The organism is Limnoglobus roseus (assembly GCF_008254045.1).
In the GTDB taxonomy this organism is placed as follows: domain Bacteria; phylum Planctomycetota; class Planctomycetia; order Gemmatales; family Gemmataceae; genus Limnoglobus; species Limnoglobus roseus.
The window spans coordinates 4,001,626-4,025,336 of sequence record NZ_CP042425.1; the positions used below are offsets into that span (position 1 = coordinate 4,001,626).

19 protein-coding genes and 1 pseudogene are annotated in these 23,711 nt (G+C 69.0%); 12 read left to right on the top strand and 8 right to left on the bottom strand.

Annotated features, from left to right (window positions below; all coding sequences use genetic code 11):
- The first annotated feature begins 9 nt into the window (after positions 1-9).
- The 3 genes from PX52LOC_RS16605 to PX52LOC_RS16610 all read left to right on the top strand — a co-directional run bounded on the left by PX52LOC_RS16605 (position 10) and on the right by PX52LOC_RS16610 (position 2,445).
- The gene (locus PX52LOC_RS16605) at positions 10-1,170 is read left to right on the top strand and encodes an IS701 family transposase (protein ID WP_149111051.1); all 1,161 of its coding nucleotides are present in this window, start codon (positions 10-12) and stop codon (positions 1,168-1,170) included.
- Positions 1,167-1,325, top strand: coding sequence for a hypothetical protein (locus PX52LOC_RS40595; protein ID WP_168219026.1), 159 nt, complete (start codon positions 1,167-1,169; stop codon positions 1,323-1,325). Before PX52LOC_RS16605 ends, PX52LOC_RS40595 begins: the two co-directional genes overlap by 4 nt.
- Before the next feature lie 91 nt (positions 1,326-1,416).
- Entirely contained in the window at positions 1,417-2,445 is a 1,029-nt protein-coding gene (locus PX52LOC_RS16610; protein WP_149109721.1) for an IS110 family RNA-guided transposase, read from the top strand.
- Between the two features lie 446 nt (positions 2,446-2,891).
- Here PX52LOC_RS16610 and PX52LOC_RS16615 read toward each other — a convergent pair whose 3' ends face one another.
- Positions 2,892-4,043, bottom strand: coding sequence for a DNA modification methylase (locus tag PX52LOC_RS16615; protein ID WP_149111161.1), 1,152 nt, complete (start codon positions 4,041-4,043; stop codon positions 2,892-2,894).
- Between the two features lie 268 nt (positions 4,044-4,311).
- Positions 4,312-4,467: a hypothetical protein gene (locus PX52LOC_RS41635; RefSeq protein ID WP_178132552.1), complete on the bottom strand. Its 156-nt coding sequence runs from the start codon at positions 4,465-4,467 to the stop codon at positions 4,312-4,314.
- Between the two features lie 480 nt (positions 4,468-4,947).
- On the opposite strand from PX52LOC_RS41635, the gene PX52LOC_RS16625 reads away from it, so the two are divergent.
- The 7 genes from PX52LOC_RS16625 (at position 4,948) to PX52LOC_RS16655 (ending at position 12,312) form a co-directional block, all read left to right on the top strand.
- Positions 4,948-6,099, top strand: a complete 1,152-nt coding sequence (locus PX52LOC_RS16625) for a transposase (RefSeq protein ID WP_149111162.1) — start codon at positions 4,948-4,950, stop codon at positions 6,097-6,099.
- A 123-nt stretch (positions 6,100-6,222) separates the two neighbouring features.
- Complete coding sequence (locus PX52LOC_RS16630; RefSeq protein WP_149109166.1) at positions 6,223-7,455, top strand: IS701 family transposase; 1,233 nt, start codon at positions 6,223-6,225, stop codon at positions 7,453-7,455.
- 435 nt (positions 7,456-7,890) lie between these two features.
- Complete coding sequence (locus tag PX52LOC_RS16635; RefSeq protein WP_149111163.1) at positions 7,891-8,427, top strand: hypothetical protein; 537 nt, start codon at positions 7,891-7,893, stop codon at positions 8,425-8,427.
- Positions 8,428-8,680: 253 nt separating this feature from the next.
- A complete protein-coding gene (locus tag PX52LOC_RS16640; protein WP_149115522.1) occupies positions 8,681-9,997 on the top strand; it encodes a sulfatase in 1,317 nt (438 codons plus the stop codon).
- 14 nt (positions 9,998-10,011) lie between these two features.
- On the top strand, positions 10,012-10,596 hold the full coding sequence (locus PX52LOC_RS16645) for a hypothetical protein (RefSeq protein ID WP_149111164.1): 585 nt from the start codon (positions 10,012-10,014) through the stop codon (positions 10,594-10,596).
- Positions 10,583-10,909, top strand: a complete 327-nt coding sequence (locus PX52LOC_RS16650; RefSeq protein WP_149111165.1) for a WD40 repeat domain-containing protein — start codon at positions 10,583-10,585, stop codon at positions 10,907-10,909. Before PX52LOC_RS16645 ends, PX52LOC_RS16650 begins: the two co-directional genes overlap by 14 nt.
- Positions 10,910-10,968: 59 nt before the next feature.
- Positions 10,969-12,312 (top strand): cytochrome P450, encoded by a 1,344-nt coding sequence (locus PX52LOC_RS16655; RefSeq protein ID WP_149111166.1) that lies wholly within the window; start codon positions 10,969-10,971, stop codon positions 12,310-12,312.
- 302 nt (positions 12,313-12,614) lie between these two features.
- Here PX52LOC_RS16655 and PX52LOC_RS16660 read toward each other — a convergent pair whose 3' ends face one another.
- Positions 12,615-14,144: a hypothetical protein gene (locus PX52LOC_RS16660; RefSeq protein WP_149111167.1), complete on the bottom strand. Its 1,530-nt coding sequence runs from the start codon at positions 14,142-14,144 to the stop codon at positions 12,615-12,617.
- 245 nt (positions 14,145-14,389) lie between these two features.
- On the opposite strand from PX52LOC_RS16660, the gene PX52LOC_RS16665 reads away from it, so the two are divergent.
- A complete protein-coding gene (locus tag PX52LOC_RS16665; protein WP_149111168.1) occupies positions 14,390-17,161 on the top strand; it encodes a S1C family serine protease in 2,772 nt (923 codons plus the stop codon).
- 1,225 nt (positions 17,162-18,386) lie between these two features.
- Here PX52LOC_RS16665 and PX52LOC_RS40600 read toward each other — a convergent pair.
- The 4 genes and pseudogenes from PX52LOC_RS40600 to PX52LOC_RS16680 form a co-directional block, all read right to left on the bottom strand.
- Positions 18,387-18,548, bottom strand: a complete 162-nt coding sequence (locus tag PX52LOC_RS40600; protein ID WP_168219043.1) for a hypothetical protein — start codon at positions 18,546-18,548, stop codon at positions 18,387-18,389.
- 144 nt (positions 18,549-18,692) lie between these two features.
- Positions 18,693-18,956, bottom strand: a complete 264-nt coding sequence (locus PX52LOC_RS16670; protein WP_149111169.1) for a hypothetical protein — start codon at positions 18,954-18,956, stop codon at positions 18,693-18,695.
- 1,065 nt (positions 18,957-20,021) lie between these two features.
- Positions 20,022-21,285 (bottom strand): annotated as a pseudogene (locus PX52LOC_RS16675) (IS701 family transposase).
- Positions 21,286-21,842: 557 nt separating this feature from the next.
- Positions 21,843-22,031: a hypothetical protein gene (locus PX52LOC_RS16680; protein ID WP_149111171.1), complete on the bottom strand. Its 189-nt coding sequence runs from the start codon at positions 22,029-22,031 to the stop codon at positions 21,843-21,845.
- A gap of 32 nt (positions 22,032-22,063) precedes the next feature.
- Between PX52LOC_RS16680 and PX52LOC_RS16685 the strand changes: the two genes are divergently transcribed.
- Positions 22,064-22,408 carry a hypothetical protein gene (locus PX52LOC_RS16685; protein WP_149111172.1) on the top strand — a complete coding sequence of 115 codons (345 nt, stop codon included), beginning with the start codon at positions 22,064-22,066 and terminating at the stop codon, positions 22,406-22,408.
- A 227-nt stretch (positions 22,409-22,635) separates the two neighbouring features.
- Here the strand turns inward: PX52LOC_RS16685 and PX52LOC_RS16690 are convergent, their stop codons facing one another.
- Positions 22,636-23,400 (bottom strand): class I SAM-dependent methyltransferase, encoded by a 765-nt coding sequence (locus PX52LOC_RS16690; RefSeq protein WP_149111173.1) that lies wholly within the window; start codon positions 23,398-23,400, stop codon positions 22,636-22,638.
- Positions 23,401-23,711 lie beyond the last annotated feature (311 nt).

The window sequence follows — 23,711 nt, forward strand, 5'->3', positions numbered from 1 at the left end:
GGGTGGGCCATGTCCGGACAGCCGACTCAGCGTGTCGTGAAGAAGTGGGCCGCCGAGGTGGGGGCGGTGGGCGAGCGGATCGGCCGGCACTTCGCCCGCAGCGAACCCCGTCAGCGAGCGGCCGCCTACCTGCGCGGGTTGCTCACCGACGCCGAGCGGAAGAACGGGTGGCAGCTGGCCGAGTACCTGGGCGAGGCGACGCCCGACGGGGTGCAACACCGGCTCACCCGCGCCGACGGGGACGCGGGCGCGGCCCGGGACGACCTGGCCGGGTACGTCCACGAGCACCTCGGCGATCGCGGTGGGGTGCGGATCGTGGACGAGACCGGGTTCGTCAAGAAGGGAACGAAGTCGTGCGGGGTGGCCCGCCAGTACACCGGCACGGCGGGCCGGATCGAGAACGCCCAGGTGGGCGTGTTCCGGGCTTACGCTGGCCCGAAGGGGCACGCCTTCCTCGACCGGGCACCGTACCTGCCGAAGGAGTGGGCCGGCGACCGCGAGCGATGTGACGCCGCCGGTGTGCCCGAGGGCGTGGGGTTCGCGACGAAGCCGCAGCGGGCCGAGCGGATGATCCGGCGTGCGCGGCGGCTGGGGGTGCGGGCGGCGTGGGTGGCGGGCGACACGGTGTACGGCCACGGCGGGAAATTCCGGCGATTCCTTGAGGAGGCGGGGCCGCCGTACCTGCTGGCCGTGCCGTCGAACCAGCCGCTGTTCGACGGGCGGTTCCGCTCCACGGTCGGGGCGGTCGCCGACGCGCTCGCGGCGGGCGCGTGGCGGCGGGCCAGTGCCGGGGACGGGAGCAAGGGGCCGCGGGAGTACGACTGGGCGGCGGAGGCGTTCGGCCCCACTGGCGAGCGGGGGTGGCCGTTGTGGCTGGTGGTGCGACGACACCGGGAGCGGCCGGGCGAGCGGGCGTACTTCTTCGCCCGCGGCCCGGCGGCGACACCACCGGCCGAGCTGGTCCGAGTGGCCGGGACTCGGTGGCGGGTGGAGGAATGTCTGGAGTTGAGCAAGGGGGAATGTGGGTTCGGCGAATACGAGGTGCGGTCGTGGGGGGGCTGGCATCGGCACGCGACGCTCAGCCTGTTCGCCCTGGCGGTGGTGGCCGTGATCCGCTCGCGAGTGCCGGCCCCGCGGCGGGAAAAGGGGGCGCGGGGCGAATCCGGGTGAGCGTCCCCGAGGTGCGGAAGTTGCTCGCCCGGTTGGTGTGGGCGTTCGCCCCGTTGGCGAAACAGGTGCTGGCATGGTCGGTGTGGCGACGACGGCACCAACATCGCGCCCGCGACTGCCATTACAAGAAGCGTGAGGCCAAACCGCCCGATTGAACAACTACGACTGTAGATGGGGATGAACGCTGGTTGCCGGAGAGGGTGGGTGTGGTCACCATCAACAGGACCACACCTTCGAGGACCAGCCATGCCCGCGGCAACGACGACCGGCCCCGTTTTCGTGGGCCTGGACTACCACACCCTGTCCGTCCAGGTGTGCGCCCTGGACCGCGGCGGCCGCGTGTTGCTCAACCAGAGTTGCGCGAACGACTGGCGGGCCATCCGCGACGCCGTCGCCCGGTTCGGCACCGACGTGCGGGCGGCCATCGAGGCGTGCAGCGGGTCGGCCGATCTGGCCGAGGAACTGGTGACCAAAGCCGGGTGGCTGGTCGACCTGGCCCACCCCGGGTATGTGGCCCGCATGAAGGGCAACCCGGACAAGACGGACTACTCGGACGCCAAGATGCTCGCCGACCTGGAGCGGGTCGGGTACCTGCCCAAGGTGTGGCACGCCCCGGCCGAGGTCCGCGAACTGCGACGGCTCGTCCGGTACCGCCAGCAGCTCGTCGGCGAGCGGCGGAACGTCAAGCTGCGGATCGGGGCCCTGCTCCGCGACAACCGGGTAGCCGCCCCCGAGGGCGTGAACCCGTGGACGGTGGCGTGGCTGACGTGGCTGACCCGCGACGCCGCCCTGAGCGAGCAGACGCGGTGGGTGATGGACCGGCACCTGGGCCGCCTGAAGGCCCTGGCCGGCGACGTCAAGGCGGCCGAGCAACGCCTGGCCCAGGTCACCGCCGAGGATGCCCTGGTCGTGAATCTGCTGACGATGAAGGGGATCGGCCTGGTCACGGCGGCCACCATCCGGGCCGAGATCGGGCGGTTCGACCGGTTCCGGACGGGCAAGCAGGCGGCCCGGTTCTGCGGGCTGTCGCCGCGGAACGCGTCGAGCGGCCAGAAGCAGGCCGACGCCGGGCTGATCAAGGCCGGCAACCCGCAGCTGCGGGTCGTGCTCATCGAGGCCGCCCACCGGCTGGTGCGGTACGACGCCCGGTGGAAGAAACTGGCGGCCGACATGAAGGGCCGGGGCAAGCCGGGGAGCGTGGTGGCCGCGGCCGTCGCCAACCGGTGGGTGCGGTGGCTGTTCCATCAGGTGCAGCCGGTGAAGGCGGCGGCGTAACGAGCCAAGAGCTGGCGAGGAGAAGAGGAGAACCACTGCGAGCCCGCGGTGTGACGACGCGCTCGGTCTAGTCCTGGGTTGCCGACCCGTCGGCCACTCGACTGTAGTTGGGGCAGTCGTCACCCGCTCGGAACCGACCCACTTGGGCTACGGGTTCACCCCGGATGCTCGGATCGAAGACTGGGCTGCACGCGGTGGCTTGAACGAATCGACTCGCTTGCTGTTGACAATCGGCCGGCGTTCATCGAAGGACTAGGGCCGCCGGCGGACGGTGGTGACGCAGAAGCCGGCCTTGGCGGCCGCCTCTTGGGTGGCGCCGAGGGCGAGGATCAGGTGGTCGTCGGCCGTGCGGCGGGTGGTGGCGTTGGCCACGGGCGGGCCTCCTCGGAAGGCGGAGTAGTCACTTTTGGTGGGTTTTGTTCGGTAATTCGGGGGGCGGGGGCGAGTCACACCGCCGCGGGAACGGCGTCCGCGGGCGGGACCCGCTCGGCCGTCCCGCCCGTGAGGTCCTCGTACCGTTTCACGATGACGTCACAGTACCGCGGGTCGAGTTCGACGAGGGCGGCCGTTCGTCCCGTGTGTTCACCCGCCACGAGTGAGGTCCCCGACCCGGCGAACGGGTCGAGGACGACCCCGCCGTTGGGGCACGAATTGCCGATCAGGTCGGCGAACAGGTCGACCGGCTTCATGGCCGGGTGGACGTCGTTCTTGGCCGGGCGGTCGAACGGGAGGACGGTCGCCTGGGCGCGGTCGGACAGGCACGTGTGGGCGGCCCCGTCGGCCCACACGTACAGGCACGGCTCGTGCCCCCAGTGGTAGTCGAAGCGACCCAAGGCGAACGCCGACTTGACCCAGACGAGGCACTGGCGGACGCGGAGGCCGGCGTCGGCACAGGCGGTTCGCGCCGTGAGCCCCTCGAGGTCGGCGTGCCACAGGTAGAATCCCGCCCCCGGGCGGAGGACGCCGTTGGCCGCGGCCAGGGCGCGGGCGAGGAACCGGCGGTCGTCGTCCCCGGCCAGGGCGTCGTTGGCGAGGGTGAGCTTGTCGGCCGTCTTCCCCTCGTACGCGACGTTGTAGGGCGGGTCGGTCCGGAGCAGGCCGGCCGGCGTGCCGGCGAGCAGCGTGGCGAGATCGGCGGGGTTGGTGGCGTCGCCGCACAGGAGGCGGTGGCGGCCGAGGAGCCACACGTCGCCGGGCTTGGTCACGGGGTCGGCCGGCGGGTCGGGGACGGCGTCCGGGTCGCCGGGGTTGGCGTCGGGTTCTCCTCGGAGCAGATCGGCCAGCTCGTCGGCCGTGAAGCCGATGGACGCGAGGTCGACGTCCGTCCCCTGGAGGGCGAGCAACTCGGCGACGAGCTTGCCGTCGTCCCACGTGGCGATCGCCGGCGTCAGGTCCGTGGCGACGTGCACGGGGACGACGGTCAGGCCGAGCGTGCGGGCGGCCTTGTACCGGGTGTGTCCGACGACGCCGCCGTCGGCGTCCAAAACGAGCGGCTGCTGCCACCCGAACGTGGCGATGGACTCGGCGGCGGCGGCGTTGTTGCGGGGGTTGTCGGCGTACGGGGTGACGGACGAGATGTCGCGGAGGTGGACGAGCATCGGGGGCCTCGAAGGAACGGGGGCGTTCGTTCGGCCCGACCGTGATGCCGGGTGCTTAGCCGCCGGCCCGCGCTCGTCGCCCTCCCGCGAGGGTGACAGCGTGAGTTGCTGAAGGGATTCTACCACACGTCGGGGAACGCCACAACCTTCGCCGACGTCGGCGGTTGGGGGCGGAGGGGCGAGGAAAGCAAGTGTGTCTAACAGTTTGGCCTTTCCGCCTGGGGTGGAGCGTGAAAGCGCGCAGGAAGGACCCGTGGATGCGGGTCCACTAGTCGCGGGTGAACTGGAAGGCGTACAACTTCGCCCGCTTCATCCGGACGTGGACTCGCACCGGCCGGCCCGCCAGGGCCGACACGTCCGCCTTCCCCTTCCAGTACACGCACTGGTCCACGAAGTTGCCGCCGATCTCTTCGCAGTCCGACACCGCGAACCCCGGGACCGGCGTACCGCCCGCGTCTTGCAGTTCGACGAACGCTGCCCGCCGACCCGGTGTCGACGTTCAGCCGCAGCCGCGTGCCGACGCCGACCACAACGGCGTCGGCAGCCACCCGCCCTTGTGGTCGGCGTCGGCCGACACGTACCCGTCTAACCGCTGCCGCACCACCCCCACCCCGCCTTCCTCCTTCCTCCTTCGCGGCCGAGTCGTGCAGCCGGCCGGACGAGTAGTAGTACTGGTACACGGCGTTGCCCCGCCGGACGAACCCGGGGCGGCCACCGCGTACCACCGGTCCTACTCGTCGGCCAGGCCGGGCGGGATGTACGCCGGCCGCTCCGGCCGCGTCCACACGACGCCGTCGCGGCTGACAGCCAGTTGCACCTCCAGCAGGGTGCTGAAAAATCCCGGTCTTGAGCCGGGTTCGGGATCGCGCTACGCTCGTTCCGACCGCGCTCTGGAGAGGAACTCATGCGTGGCCGACCCGGCGGTCCATGGCCGCTGTTCCACGTGTTCGACGTCGAGGCCGGCATCCCGGCCGACCACCCGCTCCGGGGCGTCGAGCGGCGGGTGGACCGCGCCCCGGCCGGCATGCCGGCCGCGTCTACTGCGGCGTCCCGCCGGATCGGCCGGCCCGGGGTGCCGCCCGAGGGGCTGTTGAAGGCCCTGCTGGTCATGGCACGGTACTCCGCCCGCCGCGACCGGCAGTTGTGCGCGCGGATCGACACCGACCTGCTGTTCCGCGGGTTCCTCGACCCGCAGGCGGGCGACGACGCGTTCGACGCGACGACGTTCACGCGCAACCGCCAGCGGTTGGACCACCACCTGACGAGGGCGTTCTTCGCCGCCGTGGTCCGGGAGGCCCTCGCGGCCGGGCCGTGCCGCGAGCACTTCCGCGTCGACGGCACGCGGATCGAGCGTTTCGCGTCGGCCAAGGGCTTCCAGCCGGGGACCGCCGCCGGCGGTGGAACGAGCGATCCGGGCGGTCGACGGCCGCGGGGCCCGGCCGTCGACGCCCACGGCCGGAAGCGGACGAACGCCCCGCACGCCAGTCGCACCGACCCGGAGGCCCGGCGCTACCGGAAGGGGCTGGGGGAGGAGGCGGGGGTCGCCCACATGGGGCACACGCTCGCCACGACCGCCACGGCCGGATCGTGGCGGTTCTCGGCGGACGGCACGGCCGAGCGGGTGGCCGCGTTGGAGAGGCTCGACGGGTTGAAGGATACGCACGGCTTACCGCCGACGCCCCTCGGGGCGGACGAGGGGTTCGACTCGGGCGAGTTCTTCCAGGCGCGGGAGGGCGGCGGATCGAGCCGCACGTCCCACTGGTCAAGCCGCCCCGCGATCCGAAGGTGGTGGCGCACCTTCGTCCGGTGCCGGGCGTGGAAGCCCGGCACCGGACGAAGGTGCGGATGGGCACCGAGGGCTATCGGCTCAGCCGGACGTGCCGCAAGAAGATCGAGGAAGGGTTCGGTTGGCTCAAGCCGGTCGCCGGCCGGGGCCTGGTGGTCGGCCGATGGAAGTTCCAGCCGTTACTTGAGATCGGGGCCGCGGCGTACCACCTGGTGCGGCTGCGGAAGGTCACAACGGCATAACGGAGGACCGCCTCCGCGGAACGGGTGACGAGGGCGGGAGAATGATGATGGGCGTCTCGCGATCCAAGGGAAAGGCCCCTTCTTCAGCACCCTGCTAGTATTACTCCGTTAGGTTATTTACTTCGTCTCGATCCCGCCGTACTCTGGCGGGATGGACGCACGGAAGCTTGCAAAGCTGCGGCGGGAGCTGACCGCCTTCCTGGACGAGGTCGCGGGCACGCTGGGCAACGCCCGCCGCCGGCGATGGTGCGATGCCTACCTGCGGGGCATCCTCCTCGACGGCCACCGCAAGAGTGTCGAGCCGATGGCCGCCCGGTTGAAGACGATCGAGCAGGGCGACGCGGACTACGAGCAAGCCCTTCAGCAGTTCCTCAATCAGAGCCCGTGGGACACCGGCGAGGTCCGCGGCGGCCTGCAGGCGTGGGTCGCCCGCCGGTTCGGCACGGCCGGCGTGGTCATCATCGACGACACCGGGTTCCCCAAGCAGGGCACGCACTCCGTCGGCGTGGCCCGTCAGTACACCGGCACCCTCGGCAAGGTGGCGAGTTGCCAGGTGGCCGTGACCTTGCAGTTCGCGACGGCCAAAGAGGTCGTGGGGCTGGACGCCCAACTGTACCTGCCGCAAGCGTGGGCGGACGACGCCGATCGCATGGCCCGGGCCGGCGTCCCCGTCGCGGTCGGCTACCGGCCGAAGTGGCAGATGGCGTTAGCTATGCTCCGGCAGGCGGCGGGCCATGGATTTTGTGGCGTCGTGCTGGCCGACAGCCTGTTCGGGACCGTGACCGAATTCCGCGAGCAACTGGCGGCCGACGGCCGGACGTACTTCGTCGGCATCGACTCGACGTTGAAGGTAGTCGCGGCCGACGCCGATCTGGGGCCGGTCCCGCCGGCCGGCCGCACCGGGCGACCACCGACGCGACCGGCCGGCGTCCGGGCCGGGGCGAAATCACCCAACGTCAAGGAATGGGCGTTGGGTCGCGTGGCGGACTTCCGCGCCGTGATGTGGCGGAAAGGGACCAAGGGAAAGATGGCCGGCCGGTTCGCCGCTTGGCGGGTCCGACCGGCGCACAAGCTGTCGAGCGGCCGTGAGCCGGGGGGCGCCTGCTGGCTGCTGGTCGAATGGCCGGCGGGGGCGGATCAGCCGGCCAAGTACTTCTTCAGCAACTTGCCGGCCGCGACGAGCCTGAAGCGATTGGTCGCCGCGGCCAAGAGCCGCTGGTGGGTGGAGCACAGCTACCGCGAGTTGAAAGACGAGCTCGGGTTGGACCACTTCGAGGGGCGGTCGTGGCGGGGATGGAACCACCACGCCGTCCTCGTCCTGATGGCTTACGCCTTCCTCCAAGACCTCCGCCGGACCCGCCGAAAAAAAGTCTCGCCGGGCTGACCCTTCCGGGGCTGCGGGAGCAGTTGCAAGCGGTGCTCGCGTGCTGGTGCGCCCGCTGCCCGGTCTGCCGTCAAACCGTGCCCGAACTTCTCGGCAAGCGGCCGCCCTAGCTAACGGAGTAATACTAGACAGACCCGGATTTCGTCCGCGGCCACCGAGTCCGCCCGAACGCTCCTCGACCTCCAGAAGCCGGGGCCGCCTCCCGGCTACCCGGCTCGGGGCCGCCCGGGCCGTGCTGGAGCTCGGACGGAAGGTCCGCGAGGTCGTCGAGTTGGAGGCTCGCATCGCGTCACTGGAGGACCAGATGAACGCCGACTTCCGGTCGGCCGACGCCCGCGGGGGCATGTGATGCGAACCCGCTCGCAGGTCCGCCGGCTCGAGCGGCAACTCACGGCCTCCATCGACGCGGCCCGACGGTGACTGGAGTGGGTGGCCGTGTTCGACGACGCCGTCGCCCGCGATGTTGGTCATCGGGTCCTCGGATTTGCGGCGGCGGTCGAGGCGTACCGGGTGGTCCTCAAGGACACGCAGCGAGTAGCGCGGGAGGTGGCCCCGCCGACGGGGTTCGTGCTAAAACACCCGCGGCGGGTGCCCGAGTTCCACACTTGGCGACTGGACCCGCGGTTCCCGGGCGTGTGGGCAGCGTTTGCGCGGGCGTGCGACTTGGTTCCTTGCGGCGGAAGATGGGGCGTGGCAATCCGCGGGCTATGGGACCGGTTGATGGGGCGACTCCGGCGGGTGAGGAAGATCGAGGCGGCATCGGTGCGGCTGGTCCCGCCCCCGGCGTGGCCGGGCGTCGTGTTCGTCCTCAAAGCCACCCCCTGGCCGTCCGACCGGTGGGTCCGCCTGGACGAGGCGACGGAAGTTCTCGTCTCCGGCCGGGCCCAAGCACGACTTCCGGTTGCCGCCACCCTCGCCCTCGGAGGCGAGATCAACCCGTTCGCCCGCGCCCCCGAACTCCCGGCGGCGTGACCGGGTCGCGGGAAGCTGGTGGGACTGAACGTAGGTCGCAAGCCCTCGCCTTGGAACCGGACCTCATCGAGCGTGCGACCGCGGCGTACCAGATGGTGGCGCGGGAAGAGGAGGATCCCGCCGGCCGGTTCAACGGAGGCGGCAATCGCCACGATTGTCGGGGCACGGCCTCGCGCTGTCCGCTACAACAGCCGCAACGGGTGGGGCGGACAGCGCGAGGCCCACCGTCTGTCTTTCGAGAGGTTCCATCGTGATGCGCGTGTTGATTGGATTGGTCGTGGCGGCGGCGGTCGCGCCGCCGGTCGGGGCAACCGACCGCAAGCCGAACGTCGTCGTCATCGTCGCCGACGACCTCGGGTACGCGGATGTCGGCTTCCACGGGTGCAAGGACATCCCCACCCCGCACCTCGATGCCCTGGCGAAGTCGGGCGTCCGGTTCACCAGCGGGTATGTCAGCGGCCCGTACTGCTCGCCCACCCGGGCCGGGCTGCTCACCGGTCGGTACCAGACGCGGTTCGGCCACGAGTTCAACCCGGCCGGCAAGGATCCGGGCCTGCCGCTGACCGAGACGACCATTGCCGACCGCATGAAGGCCGCCGGCTACCGCACGGCCCTCATCGGCAAGTGGCACCTCGGAGCCGGGGCCGACCGGCACCCGCAGAAGCGGGGGTTCGACACCTTCTTCGGGTTCCTCGGCGGAGCCCACGACTACTTCGCCCCGAACGGCATCGTCCGCGGGGCGGACGCCGCCGGGGACAAGTCGTACCTGACCGACGCCATCACGCGAGAAGCCGTGGCGTTCGTGGACCGGAACAAGGCCGAACCCTTCTTCCTGTACCTGGCGTTCAATGCGGTTCACACGCCCATGCAGGCCGACGACCCGCGGCTGAAGAAGTTCGCCGGCATCACGGACCCCAAGCGGCGAACGTATGCGGCCATGCTGAGTGCGCTGGACGACGGCGTCGGGGCGTTGACCGCCAAGCTGAAAGCCGAGGGGTTGACCGACGACACGCTGGTGGTCTTCTTCAGCGACAACGGCGGGCCGACGATGAAGGGGACGACGATCAACGGGTCGTCGAACGCGCCGCTGCGAGGCTCGAAGCGGACGACGCTGGAGGGCGGGGTGCGGGTGCCGTTCGTCGTGTCCTGGCCGGGTCGGGTGCCGGCCGGCGGTGTGGACGACCGGCCGGTGATCCAACTCGACGTGCTGCCGACGGCCCTGGCCGCGGCCGGGGTGGCGACGAAGCCGGAGTGGAAGTTGGAAGGGGTGGACCTCCTGCCGTACCTGACCGGGGCCAACAAGACCGTGCCGCACGACGCCCTGTTCTGGCGGTTCGGCGGGCAGACGGCCGTCCGCCAAGGGGACTGGAAACTGGTCCGGTACGACCGGGCCGTGGAGGGCGGGACCGGCCCGTCGGCGGCGATGCTCTACGACTTGAAGGCCGACATCGGGGAGGCGACCGACCTGGCCGCGAAGGACCCGGGCCGGGTGAAGGAACTCCAGGTGGCGTGGGACGCTTGGGACAAGGGCAACGTGCCCGCCCTGTGGGCCGGCGGCAAGGCCGACTGACGGGCCATACCCCCATGCTGATCCTGAAGACGCGATCACAGAAACTCAGTCGGGTGTCCTTCGACCCGTCCGGACGCGGCTTGGCCGCGGGCGGCCAACGCGGCGTGTACTGGTGGCAGTCGGTGTTCGACGGGTCAAAGCCGGTCTGCCTCGACGAGGGCGAGTGCAGCGGCCTCGGGTTTACGACCAAGGGAGAGTACCTGTTCGCTGTGGTCGGGAAGAACCGACTGGCCGTGTTCAACCTGAGCGACCGCCGTCCTTCCTACGTCGGCCTGAAAGTCTCGGCGTCAACGGTCGCGGTGTGCCCGGCGACGGGCTTGGCGGTCACGGAGTCCTGGTCTGGCGGCGAGATGGTCGGGTGGCGGGTGACCGACGACGGCGGACTCAAGCGAGTGTGGGCGACAACGGTCGCGCCCGGCAGCATCGGGTCCACCGTCGCGTTTGCCGGGGACGGCTCGTGGTTCGTTCGGGCCGCCCAAGACCCCCGCCGCGTGGAAGTTCTACCAACTCGTGATCCACGACCCCGCAACGGGGAAAGCGATTCGCGCGTGTCGGGGCGGCGAGTGGGTGAGCAGTGGGCCGGTGGTGTCCCCGGATAAGGAGTGGATCGCGTTCGCGTGCGGGCAGACGATCATCTCCCAACCGGTCCGGGATCGATTCGAGCGGAAGGTGGTGGAGAACGACAACACGCACCAGTACACCGGGTTAGCATTCCACTCGTCCGGGGGACTACTCGCGGTCACCAACAATGACCGGACGGTGCGGATGATCGACGCCGCGACGTGGCAGTCTCGACACGCCTACGCCTGGGACATCGGGCGAATGCGGAGCATCGCCTTCGCCCCGGACGGCACCGTTGCGGCGGCCGGCAGCGACACGGGCAAGGTCGTCCTGTGGGATGTCGAAGTGTAAGGCACTTACCGGCCAAGAACTTCCAATTCGTCGAACTCGTGCCGTCCCTCGGAGATGCTATGCCGCCCAACCCCGCCCTGCCGCCCGGACCGAAGGGTACCTTCCTCCTGGGCAACCTCCGCCAATTCACCGACCGGCGGATCGGCTTCTTTCAGGACGTGGCCCGCGAGTACGGCGACCTCGCCAGCTTCCGGTTCGGCCCTAGGCGGCTCTACCTGGCCAGCCACCCGGACCTGATCGAACAAGTCCTCGTCACCGACGCCCGGCACTACATCAAGCACTTCGGGGCGCGGATGTACTCGCCGGTCCTCGGCAACGGCCTGGTCACCAGCGAGGGCGACTTCTGGCTCCGCCAGCGGCGGCTCAGCCAGCCGGCCTTCCTGAAGAGCCGGGTGCTCTCCTACGCCCCAGTCGTCGCCGATCTGACCGACCGCTTCCTGGCGGGCTGGAAAGACGGCGACCACATCGACGTTCACACCGCGTTCAGCCACCTGACGAGCGTCATCGCCCTCAAGACCTTCTTCGGCCTGGACGACGTGGGCGACCGCGAGGCGTTCGTGGCCGCCCTGCGGGAGGCGTTCACGCTGCTCAGCTCGCGGTTCGCCCGTATCGTCCGCCCCCCGGACTGGCTGCCGACGCGGGAGAACCGCCGCGTGAAGGCCGCCATCGCCCAACTGGACAAGGTCGTCGCTCACATCATCGCCCTCGGCAAGCAGCGCGGCGGAACCGGCGACGACTTGCTCGCCCGACTGTTGGCCGCCCGTGACGCGGACGGGTCGGCGATGACCGACCGGCAACTGCGGGACGAGGCCATGACCCTGTACCTGGCCGGGCACGAGACGACGGCCTTGACGCTCGCCTGGAGTTGGTACCTGCTGTCCCAGCACCCCGCGGCCGAGGAGAAGCTGGCGGCCGAGTGGCGGACGGTCCTGGGCGGGCGGACGCCGACGGCCGACGACCTGGGACGGCTACCGTACACCGACGCGGTTCTGGCGGAGGTCATGCGGCTGTACCCGCCGGTGTACCTCATTGGCCGGGAGGCGACGAAGGATCTGGAACTCGGCGGGTACCGGGTGCGGCGGGGGACGACGGTGTTCATGTGTCAGGCCGTCAGCCACCGCGACCCGCGGTACTTCGGGCCGGACCCGGACGTATTCCGCCCGGAGCGGTGGCTGGACGGGCTGGCCGGCCGAATTCCGAAGTACGCCTACTACCCGTTCGGCGGCGGCCCGCGGGTGTGCATCGGCAACGGCTTCGCGGCGATGGAGGCGGCCGTCGTGCTGGCCGCGGTCGGCCAGCGGTACCGGTTCACCCTCGACCCGGACGCGGTCATCGACGTGGAGCCGCAGATCACGCTCTTGCCCAAGCACGGCATCCCGGCCACCCTTCGCTGCCGAGTTTAGGGGCGAGCGTCGAACGTCATTTCGGCATCGTGGTCCGAAGGTCCGCGAAATAGTCGAACTCGAGGCCCGGATCGCCGTCCGGGAAGATCACGTTGGCGACCACCGAGAGGATATGTCGCGGTTGCGGCGGGTGAGGAAGATCGAGGCAGCATTGGTGCGGCTGGTCCCGCCGCCGGCGTGGCCGGGCGTCGTGTGGCGGGGGGAAGATCCTGACGTTCACGTGGGGGCGTGATCGTACCATCATCGGCCCCCGCCCCTGAAACGCAACCCCGCCTCTGACCACGGCCCTGCCCCGCCCGGTCTTACTTCGTCGCGGCCATTTCTTGCGCCATCTTTTTCATAGTCGCGTACTCCCCTTCGTGTTCGAACCACCCCCGCCACGGCGTGTCGCCGATCCGATCGAACTGAGCGGTCGCGACGTCCCACTTCTTCCACAAGCAGGCGTGGAAGGCGTAACGGCTCCGCGCCCAAAGGTCGTCCGGGTACCGGGCCAGGTGGGCCTCGGCGACGGCGTGGAACGGGACCCACGTCGCGTCGTTCTGGACGTACTGGTTCACCGCCTCCGGCTGATCGTGGGGCAACCCCCGGGCCCGCGGCACCTCCGCCAGGTAGGGCAGCTTGCCGAAAAAGTTTCCGGACCGCAGGCACTGAACGACGAACTCGGACACGTCCTCGTTCGTCCCGTGCCAGTTCGGCTGAAGCCACTCCTTCTTCGCCTCGCACGCCTCCAGGTTGTCCGGGTTGGCCTCCATCGCCCGGCGGAACCACGTTTCCATTTCCTCCCGCTCGAACCCCAGCCCCTTCGCCACGTACAGCATGTTCGTCGCGGGCTGGGGAAGGGACGGGTCGGCCTTCCACGCGGCCTCCAGCTTGGCCTTCGCCTTTTTGAGGCGCGCGGCGAACAACTCGAACTGCTCGTCGGACACGGTCCCGCCCGGGCCGGACCCGCGGGCGTCCCAGGCCGCCAGGATCAGCACCTTGCCCTCGACCGCGTTACGAACCCACCCCCCGTCCTTTAGGTCGGCCAGCCGCTTATCGACAGCCTTCCACGCGGCCAGCCGACCGGCCCCTTCACTCATGCGGTGGTCCACTTCGAGCAGGCTCAGGTCGTACAAGTCGGGCCAATCGCCCTTGCCCGCGACCGCCAGGGCAGCCCGTGACGCCCGCTCGAACAAGGCACCGGCCGCCGCCACGTCCGCGTCCGTGACCGGCGACCCCCGGACCTCCTTGAGGCTCGCCACGGTGGCCCGGTTGTTGAATGCCGCGTGGAGGGCGAGTACCGGGTGGCGGCCGGACCGGACGAGCGCCTCGGCCACGGCGACATGCTGCGGAAGTTCGGTGAACTTCACGAAGTCCGTCGTCGCGAGGTGGCGGAGCCGCCAGTACCCGATGAGGGGGTCGTCGCACGCGGCGTCCACGCCCAGAAGGGCCTTCTGGAAGGCTTGGTAGTAGACGCCCTCCCGCGGCGCGGCGGTCCGGCTGTAGGCCAGGGCGTACGCCTCCATCGCGGCCCGCGCCTGGCCGGCCCACTTGGCGGTCGTTTGCCCGCGTTTCTCAAACATGGCGACGGTGGCGCTCCGGTTGTGCTCACGGCAGGAGGAGCGGAACCGCCAGATCAACTTCGGGTCTTGCGGGAGCGGGAATTTCTTGTCCACGGTCTCGTTCGTCGTAAACGGCCCCATGGTGTCCGACAACACCTTCGGGACTTCGACGGCCGGGGCCGCATTGGCCAATGGGTCAGTCGGGTCGGCCGCTCCGGCGAGCGTCCCGGAGGACACGAGGACAGCCCCACAGAGGGCCAGGTGCAGGAATCGCAAGTACGCGGGACGCATGTGCGGGCCGTCAGGGGGAGAGGAAGTGGTACGCGGATAAGATCCTTCGGCCGCCGGTGACTGTCAAGCAAAATGCCGAGCCGTGCCGCGGGAAGTCGTGCGCCCGGTGCACTCGCGGGCCTCACACCCGGTCAGGCGGCAGAAGCCGTGGGACGGTTTTGCTCACCACCCCCGTTTGACGCTGGCTTGCTCGGATCGGGTGTGGTAACATCGATCCTCTTTCCCGCATCCGCGAGGCCGCCCCCATGCTTCGGAAGGTGTTGGCGTTCGTGGTTGGTGGCCTGCTGACGCTCTCCTCGGCCGTCGCACAGACGCAGGCGTTGCCCGCCGACCAGCTCAAGAAGATTAAGGCCGCGACCGTGTTCGTGAAGGTCACGGTCGGCCGGCTCGGCGGCGGGACGGGGTCCGGGTTCGTCATCCACGCGGCCAAGGACTACGGCTTCATCATCACAAACGATCACGTCATCGACTCGGGACCGGGGGAAGCGCCCGGTGCGCTCCGGGGCAAGCCGAAGGTCGAGGTCGTCTTCAACAGCGGTCTCCGCGACGAGTGGAGCAGCACTGCCGAGGTGCTGTACACGAACAAGGCGGACGATCTGGCGGTGCTGAAGGTGAAGGCGATCAAGTCGATCCCCGAACCGCTCGCCGTCACCGGGGCGGACACGCTTCCGGAGACGACGCCGGTGTACGTCTGCGGCTTCCCGTTCGGCGAGCAATTGGCCGGTGGCGAGAAGAACCCGGAAGTCTCAATCGGCGCCGCGAGCGTGTCGAGCAACCGCACCGACGCCGACGGTGAAGTCGCCGCCGTGCAACTGAACGGCGCCCTGAACCCCGGCAACAGTGGCGGTCCCGTGGTCACACAAGACGGGAAACTGGTCGGGGTCGCGGTTCGCACGGTCGCTGGCGCCGGGATCGGGTTCGCCGTGCCGTCCCGGCTGGTGCGGCGGGCGGTTCAGGACGTCCACTTCACACCGCCGACCCCGACCTGGGTCGCCGGCCCGCCCCGCAAGGTCCGTTTGGAAACGAAGTTCCTCGACGCGCTCGGTCGAATGAAGGCCGTGACGGCCTACGTCGCCCCTTCGACCGGCAACGTCTTCAAGACCCGCAACGCCGACGACGTATCGAAGATGGCCGACGCCAAGAAGGTCGTGCCGACGGCCAACGCGACAACGGGTCTGGTTGTGACGGAGTTCGCGCCCCCGACCACGCCGCACTACTGGTTCCAGTTCGTCTGGACCGACCCGGACGGCCAAACCCACCGCACGCGGCCGGAGTGGCTGGCGTCGGAGGAGGCGAAGCCGGAACCTGCGGACCCGCCACCGCCACCGCCGCTGCCGCCACAGCCGCCACCGCCGCCGGCAGTGGAGTTCACGACCGAGCTCCCGAACACGCCGGGGGGGCAGATCGACGTCGACGAATTGAATCGTACCGTTGGCAGACGGATGGGCGAACGGCTGACGGTGGACGTGCTCACCCTCGGATCGTGCGACGGGTTCGGTAACGGCCCGAGCCTGAAGGGCTACAACCGGCACAAGCAAATGCCACCGGGCCTGGACTTCGTTGTAGACGCGCACCTGGCCGAGAGGTTGTCGTTCGCCCGGTTCAACGGCGAGTACGTTGCCGCCCGCGTCACGGGCACGGTCCACGGTCCCGCGGCGGGTATGAGTTGGGACGTGTTTGTGGTCGAGGAGGTGAAACTACTCGGCCCCGACGGAAGCGTACTCGAAACGCACGCGCGGAAGGAGAAGGCGAACCTTCCTATCGCCCAACCGCGGCCGGCCCCGCCGCCGTTGCCACCGTCCTTGCCACCGTCGGTGCCGACGGTGGGGGCGGTCTCGGAACTGCCGGACACGCCGAATGGTCAGATCGACGTGGACCAATTGAACAGCACCTCCGGCCAGCGGATCGGCGAGCGGCTGACGGTGGACATCCTCACAACGGGGTCGTCGAACGGGTTCGGCGACGGGCCGAGTTTGAACGGATATAACCGCCGCCGGGAGATGCCCCAGGCGCTCGACTTCGTCGTGGACGCGGCGCTGGCGGACAAGATGAAGCCCGACCGGTTGGCCGCCCGCTACGTGGCCGTCCGTCTCACCGGCGTCGTCCGCCGGCCCACGCAGCCGAAGAAATGGAACCTGTTCGTCGTCGAAGAGATCAAGGTCCTGGGGGTAGACGGGAGCACAGTCGCGACGTTCACGCGGGGGACGGCCCCCGAACCGGCACCGGCCCCGAAACCGTCGGCACCGGCGACGCCGGCACCGAAACCCGTGCCGCCGACGCCAGAACGGCCCAAGACACTCCAGCCAGAACCGTATCCGCTCGGCAGCGCCGAGGCCCAGGCCGAATCGTTCATGCAACTCGGAGTCGTAAACCCCGCCGTCCTCGGCAAGCGGCACGAGTATTCCGTGCTCCTGGCCGGGACCGAACCCGGCTCACTGCTGTTCGGCCGGACTCCGGTTCGGTCGGTCCGCTGGTCCGTCCTCTCGCCGGACACCGGCCAGCCGCTGCGGAACGCCGTGTTCTACACGCCCCTCACGCAAAGCGATCAGATGTTGCTGGCGTTCCGACAGATACCGAAAGAATCCAAGGGCCTGCCCTGCGTCCTGGAATTCATGGCCATCCAGCAAGATTCGCGGGACGGGCGCGGCGCGGACCGGATCGACTGCGTCATCACGTCGATCTGTTACCAAAACGTCTCAAGCCGGGGCGGCGGTCGGCACACTTTGCGGATGGGCTGGGATCAGCCGATTCGGGCCGTCGTGGCGACGGGACAGGTGTCGCCCGAGCAGATCGACGCCCTGCTGCAGGGCGCCGCCCCGACCGACGACCGTCCGAACGACTGGCTCTGGCCGGCGGTCGGCACGTCCGTCGCGGCGGCCCTCATCGCGGGGGGGCTGTGGCGGGCACTCGCTTCGGCCCGGAAGCCGCGACGGCGGGCGAAAACCGACCGCCGTCGGGGCCGCGACATTGGTGACGATGACTTGGACGACCCTCCCACCTGTCGCCGAGAGGGTTGAACGGGAGCCGTTCGAGTCCAGATCCTGATCCTCGAGCAGACTGTTCCAGAAGCGCCCCGTCGTGGGTCAAGAACTCGGACAACAAGTGACTCTTCCCCATCACGGCAAAACGGCCGGGCAGACGTGTGGCCGCGTTCGCGCGTGCCGCTCGGCGAGGGTGACGAGGACCAGCCACAACGGGTCCAGCAAGCGAGGCATGGGAAACGCAGTTATTTCGGAGGATGAACAAGATTTTTGTACACAGGCCGTCGCTCAGGGAATCGCGGACCGAAACCACCGAGGCGATTCCCTGAGCGACGGCAGTCCGACCAGGGTGCCCCACTGGTTCGACAAGGGGCTGACGCTGGTCGAGCCGCAGCGGGTCGCCCTTCTGTGGTTCGTGGGCACCGACTGATGCTCCCAGACGCCGAACCCGGCGCTACACCGGCCACGGCCGCAGAAGGCGGTTTTAGGTTTATCGCCCCTCTCGCCGCTGGGCCGGTGAACTTGTTCGTTCGACAGCGGAAGGCGTCGGGGCGTGCAGTTCACAGATTTCGACGGCTCGTGCCGGGTGCAGCGTGCCGACGACCTGCTGGCTCGCCTACGATCGGTACACCGCGGCGACGACGGCGCGTTCATCCTCGACCACGGCGGCCCGGAGTCGCTTTGGCTGCACGTCAAGGGTGGGGCGGCGTTCATCGGGTTCTGCGTCGATCCAGCTACCGGCCCTGCGGGGTTCATCCCGGACGGCATGTGGACCGGTGAGCAGCAGGGGGGGCCGATTCCTCTTGGTCAGCCCGTCCGACGGGGACACCATCGAGGTGCCGTGGTGGCAGTTGCTCCCGTCGGAGGCCGCGTACCGTGCGGAGGGCGAGTACCTGCACTCGCCGACCTCCCACCACTTCGTTGTCGTAGTTCAAGTTGTAGAGCCAGACTCCGAACCGGCGCTGCATCCGAACCGGCGACACGGATTGGTTCTGGGAGTGTACAGGTCGCTGGTGCGGCCAGGCCGGTGAGCTTGGTCGTTCGGCGGAAGAGGGCTCGCGGATGGCGTTGATCTTTCGTGGGTGTAGTCGCTGCTCGATCTGTGGTGAGGTGATCGGCCACCACGACGAAATCGTGGCCACGACTCACTTCATAGCGGACAAGGCTGACCCGCTGTGGAGGTTTTCCGACTCGGGCATGCATCGGGCCTGCTACCAGTCGTGGCCACACCGCGACGAGTTCAGGGCGAGGTACGAGGCGGTCATGGGCGACCGACCGCAATGGAGTGGTCGCGCCGAATCAGGTAGCGTGTTCTCAAGTGAGGATTCTTGATCCCCGGTTGGGGGTCGAACGGCGTCCGGTTCTTGAGGACGCCGTAGCAGATCATCACGAGCTTCCGCATGCACGCCCCGATCGCCTGCATCTTCGCCTTCGGCCCGCCCTCGCGCGTCGGGTCGGTGAGGCTTACAAAGAATCTACGAGGATAGGATTGAATCGGATCGTCGTGAAGATCGGCAGGTACAACACCTTCGCGCGTTGCCGGCCTTGGACAATCGCGTCCGACCTCTTACGTTGGTGCCGCTGGTGAACTCCTACGGGGCGAGGCCATCTGGCCGCCGCCGGGGATGGACGCGCGCAGGTCGCGGGCCTCCCTCGCGGCCGACGCGGCGATGCGGGCGTCGGCCGCGGCCTGCATGCGGTCGGCCTCGCGGCCGAGGAAGGTCACCACTCTGGCGACGGACCGCCGGGCGGCCGGCGTCAGGAGTGAGGATTCGAGCCGCGCCTTCTCGTGGGCGGCGAGTTCGCGGAGGTCGTCCCGCCGGAGGATCAATGCCTGTAATTCCCGGACATCGGCCGCATGCGGGCGGGGCCGCCCGGCGGGCGTACTCGGCGATCAGCCGGGCGTCGGCCCGGTCGGTCTTGTTTCCCCGGTCCCGTATGAGGCCGGCGGCGTGCCGGTTGGTGGCGATGGCGTCCTCGTACCCGCCCTTCGCTTCGAGGCAGAAGTGGAGCAATCACGGTGCGGTGTCCCGCCCGCCCCCAGCGAGTAACTCTGCGTGCCCGGCCGGCGTGTTCGCGAACGCCGATTCGTGGGCGCGGCCCTGGGCATCGAGTAGGCAGACGTCCAGGGTGTCCTTGGAGACGTCGATGCCGAGAGTGGCTGGTGATTGCGGAAGCCATGGCGTTCCTCCCCTCATGCTCAACGGATGCGGTGTAGCGCCGAACCGGCGGTCCCCGTGATACCGTCCGAGATCGAGGAGCGCCGGCGGCCACGATCTGGTTCCCGAGGTCGAGCCTAACTCGCTGCCGTGCGGTCTCGTCGGCCGGGCCTCGCTGTCACGATGATCGCATAGTAGCACGTGAGCCGCTGCACCGGACGGTCCCTTTAAACCGTGTGGCAAGTGAGCGGCGTCATTCGACGGAGGAAGGCACATGGCTCATCAACCTCACAATCCGAAGTTACGCCGCACCATCGCCGAGGTGGTCGAAAATCAAATGCGCGACTGCACGCTCCCGGACGCGCAAGCGACCTTGGCCCCCTGTTATCGGCGGGCCACTCCCGGGCGCGGTGACGGCGTGGATCGGGTGCGTCGTTGCCGCCGAGATCTTCGAAGTTCGCGAGGCCAGCCAACCGTACCAAAAGGAGCGATACTTGGCCGGGTTGCCGGCGTTCCCACGCCGACCCGGGAGTGACGCGGAGTGAGACGCCGGCCCGCGAGGAATATCGCTGGGGGTGTTCGCCCGTCCGGTTGAGATTCGGCCTTAACCACATTTCGACCCGTCGGTTAACCCTACGCCGTTCGAAGCGGTGAGCGTTGGTCGTGACAGTAGGGGCAATCGGGTTTTGCCAACGGGAGTAGCAGCCCTTGGAGGGCGCGGCGAATGTCCGGCACGGTCAGCGGCAGTACGCCCCCTTTTTTCCCGGGCCGGTCGGCTCGGGTTGCGGTCGCGCCTGTTCGAGCAGTAGGAACCCGTACGCCAGTAGCACTATCGCCGCGAGGTGATGGAAGCCCTGCCAGCTCCGGCCATCGAAGTGATCCAACCTCAACTCCTCCTTCATCTGCTGGTGCCCCTGTTCCACCCGCCACCGCTGCTTCCACAACCGCACCGCCGCCCGCCGCGGCGTCCCGGCCGGCAGGTTGGACAATGCGAACTTGAGCACGCCGCCGGGCTGCTCCTCGACCAACAGCCAGACCGGCTCGGGCCGCACCCGCAATCCGCGGTGCCAGTCCGCCCCCGGCCACACCCGCACCCATGCGAAGGGCGCGGAGAGTGCCCCCTTGGTTCCTTCTCGCCACGCCACCCGCCGCCGGGGCAACTGGCGGCCCAACTCGGCCACGGCCACCGGCCGCGTCGAGTCGTCCGCGAGGACCCACCGCGTCGGCGGCTTGCCCCTCCGGCCCTGCTTCGGGAGCCGCCAACGCGGCGGCCGGGCAAAGACGACCGTTTCCGGCGCCACGCCGACGACGTACCGCAGACCCCGCTGGCCCAACCCGTCGCGGAACGTGCCGGAATTTCCGTACCCGGCGTCGGCCACCACCGTGCGGCCGGGGATCCCCTCGCGGCGGACGCGGTCGAGCAGTTCCAGAGCGATCTGGCCCTTTGTCTTGTGCGCGGAACGCTTCGGGGACGCCGGCGGCGGACATGCGACTCGGGTCGTCGGTCCACCCCTCGGGCAGGTGCAGGCGCAGCCCCAGCGGGAAGTGCCCGCGGGGGCCCGAGTAATGGACGGTGACGGCGACCTGGCAGTTGGCCCGCTTGCCCACCGCCCCGCAGTACTGGTGCGACACGCCGACCGTGTGGGTGCCCCGCTTGGGCAGGCCGGTGTCATCGACGACGAGCACACCGTCGGGCGACGCGAACCGCTCGGCCATCATCGCCCGGTACCGCGTCAGCACCTTCTGCTCGTCCCACGGGCTCTGGCCGACGAACTGCTGGAGGGCCTGCTCGGGGTCCCGGCTGACGAGCCCCGGCGGGAGGGTGACGCGGCGGGACAGCGGCTCGATGCTCTTCCGCTCGCCGTCGGCGAGGAGCCCGTGGAGGTACACACCGGCCCACCGGGCCGGCTTGGACTGCGGGAAGTCGGGGGCGAAGCGAGCCGCGTACTCCCGCAGCCGGTCCAGAACCGCCGAATCGAGGTCAGGGGTGAAGGTCTTCATGACCGGTGAAGGGAGCAGAACCCGTTCCACAGGTCATGGTTCTAACGGAGTAGTGTTAACCGGCCGCGAGTGTAAGGTTCGAAATCAATCCCGCCCGTACACCCCGCATGATTCGAGCGGGAGCAGTGATGCGGTAACCGTCTACCCCGCATTCGACGGATTCGCCTTGAAATCAAGCGTTCTATCGGGATTGGAAGATTCTCTCGCGCCGAGAGTCACGGCAAGAGTTTGAAAGCTGTTCTGGCAGGAAGTTTTTCCCTTCTCTTCAGTTGTCACTTTTTCGCTTCAAATACCACGAATTCAAAGACTTCCGGCAACTCCTCCCCCTGCCCTGCTATCTGTACGCCCGTCTTCGTCCGCCCTCGATTCCCCTCGCACGCCATCGCTGGTTGGGACATGTCCAGAACATGTGGGAGGACATGTGGCCGGGTCGGTGATCGGCACTTTTTCGACCACGGTGCCAAGATCCGCCAATGCTGCCCCCCGTAGACTGCCATTGTCAACTTGGGGCCGAGTGCCAGGCCAGTTGCATCGCTTCCTTGAGCGTCGCCCCCGATTTATCGAGCAGGTAGATGAATGTGACGCAGAACGTGAAAGTCGGCGAACCGCAGGCCGTCGGGCGTCTCGACCACGAACGGGATGTCGGCGGCCTTGAGGTCGGCTTGGACCATGTCCGCCGACCGCTCGTGCCACGTCCCCGGCCACAGAGGGGCGTTCGCGACCCGGCCCGCGGGGTAGGCCGCCATTTCGGGTCACGACGAACCGTGGCAGCGGTTGGGTGGCCGGCTTCCCGTTCTTCGTGAACCGGCCGCCGAGGAGAACGGTGGGCGTGTCGGCCATGAGGCTGAAGGAGGCGGGCAAGAGACTGGCCATCTCGTCGGACCGGAAGCCGGTGGCGATGGCCAAGGCGTACAAGTTCGCCCGTTCAGACTCGGTCAGACCGCGAAACGACCGCGGGAACGCTTCAGCCGCCCGAATCAATTGCTCGGCTTCCCGGGGCGAGAGGGGGCCGTCTCGCGTGCCGCTTGTTAGAGTCCTCGTTGTACACCTCAAGCTCGTGAAGGGGATTCTCGACCAGCGCTTCTTCGCCAACATGTACGCGCCGAACGCCTTCAACGACTGAAGTTTCAGCTTAATCGTCCGCGGGCCGATCGGTTTCACCTTCTTCGCGATCAGGTACTCGACCGCCGACCGTATGCCCCGGAGATTGCGGTCGTTGCCGACCCGCTCCAAGTCGTACCAAGTGTCCGTCGCCTTGCTCGCCGAGGTCCACGAGGCGATCCCTGCTGCCGTAAGGTGAGATGCAGATACTTGCAGCCCCCAAGAGCCGTCTGCTGGCCGAGCAAGGTGTCAACTGGGCGTAGAGTCCGGTGAATCACCTGACTCGGCGCGCCTTCCAACGACCCGAACCATGCCCCGCGCCCCGGCCTCGATCCGCACCGCGAGCCCCTCGGCTTCGAGCCGCCCGGCCACCGCCAGAGGGGCGAGGCGCACCTTCCGGTAACTGCTCGCGCGGAACTCCCACCGCGTGTCACGCCACTCGTGGATCAAATCCGTCACCTCGACCGTCTCGGGCTGGTACTCGATGCAGCAGGTCAGGATGCGGTCGCGGTCACTGCGAACGGGGATGAACCTCGCCGGGCCGGCCGGTGCGCCCCCCGAGTAGTCCCGGAAGGTGGCGACGAATAGGCCGCCCGGCTCCAACACGCCCGCTGCGTCACGCAGCAGCGAATCGACCGCCTCCGCCGTGGGCAGGTGAGTGAGCGTGTCGCCCATGCACAACACCGCCGCCGCGCCCTCCGGGCCGTACCGCCGGAACTCGCGGATGTCACCCTGCACGGGCCGGATGTCGGCTCCGCCCGCGCGCTGTCGTAGTTCGTCGAGCGGCAGGTCACAGCTATCGACGGCCCAAACGGTGCCGCCGTCCCGGCCCAAGGCGACGGCGTGCGCGCCGGGGCCACAGCCGAGATCGATTACCACCGACCCCGGCCAGGCCGGAACGCCGACGGCGCGGAGTTCTTCACGCGCGGCCGCCACGGCGGCCTCGAAGTCGCCAGCCATCCACGAGTAGACCGGCCCCAAGTGCCGGTCGTAGTGTTCCGCGACTTCAGTCATTACCCCGACCACTCCTCTGCCGAACGAACGCGCAAACTCACCGGCTCAGTCGCACTCTGCGGGCCTAGCTGAGGTGGACGTAGACGCTCCTCGCCCTGTACGGCAACTCGTCCAAGAAGGTAGCGAAGAAGACCAACTCCTGAAGCACTTGCTCCCCGTCCATATACCGCCGAGACGCCCGGTCCAGACTCGTCCCGCTCACCCTACCGTTGAACCTGGTGCCCCCGAACAGCCGATACACCTCCGCTTCGCCCCCGCCAATCGCGTACTCTAGGTAGGCGATTGGCGGGGGCGAAGCGGCCGGCCTTAAC

Bases quoted from the DNA above. Each gene is read 5' to 3' on its own strand.
- PX52LOC_RS16605 (WP_149111051.1), top strand. From the start codon at position 10: ATGTCCGGACAGCCGACTCAGCGTGTCGTGAAGAAGTGGGCCGCCGAG.
- PX52LOC_RS16610 (WP_149109721.1), top strand. From the start codon at position 1,417: ATGCCCGCGGCAACGACGACCGGCCCCGTTTTCGTGGGCCTGGACTAC.
- PX52LOC_RS16615 (WP_149111161.1), bottom strand. From the start codon at position 4,043: ATGCTCGTCCACCTCCGCGACATCTCGTCCGTCACCCCGTACGCCGAC.
- PX52LOC_RS16625 (WP_149111162.1), top strand. From the start codon at position 4,948: ATGCGTGGCCGACCCGGCGGTCCATGGCCGCTGTTCCACGTGTTCGAC.
- PX52LOC_RS16630 (WP_149109166.1), top strand. From the start codon at position 6,223: ATGGACGCACGGAAGCTTGCAAAGCTGCGGCGGGAGCTGACCGCCTTC.
- PX52LOC_RS16640 (WP_149115522.1), top strand. From the start codon at position 8,681: ATGCGCGTGTTGATTGGATTGGTCGTGGCGGCGGCGGTCGCGCCGCCG.
- PX52LOC_RS16645 (WP_149111164.1), top strand. From the start codon at position 10,012: ATGCTGATCCTGAAGACGCGATCACAGAAACTCAGTCGGGTGTCCTTC.
- PX52LOC_RS16655 (WP_149111166.1), top strand. From the start codon at position 10,969: ATGCCGCCCAACCCCGCCCTGCCGCCCGGACCGAAGGGTACCTTCCTC.
- PX52LOC_RS16660 (WP_149111167.1), bottom strand. From the start codon at position 14,144: ATGCGTCCCGCGTACTTGCGATTCCTGCACCTGGCCCTCTGTGGGGCT.
- PX52LOC_RS16665 (WP_149111168.1), top strand. From the start codon at position 14,390: ATGCTTCGGAAGGTGTTGGCGTTCGTGGTTGGTGGCCTGCTGACGCTC.
- PX52LOC_RS40600 (WP_168219043.1), bottom strand. From the start codon at position 18,548: ATGCAGGCGATCGGGGCGTGCATGCGGAAGCTCGTGATGATCTGCTAC.
- PX52LOC_RS16680 (WP_149111171.1), bottom strand. From the start codon at position 22,031: ATGGCGGCCTACCCCGCGGGCCGGGTCGCGAACGCCCCTCTGTGGCCG.
- PX52LOC_RS16690 (WP_149111173.1), bottom strand. From the start codon at position 23,400: ATGACTGAAGTCGCGGAACACTACGACCGGCACTTGGGGCCGGTCTAC.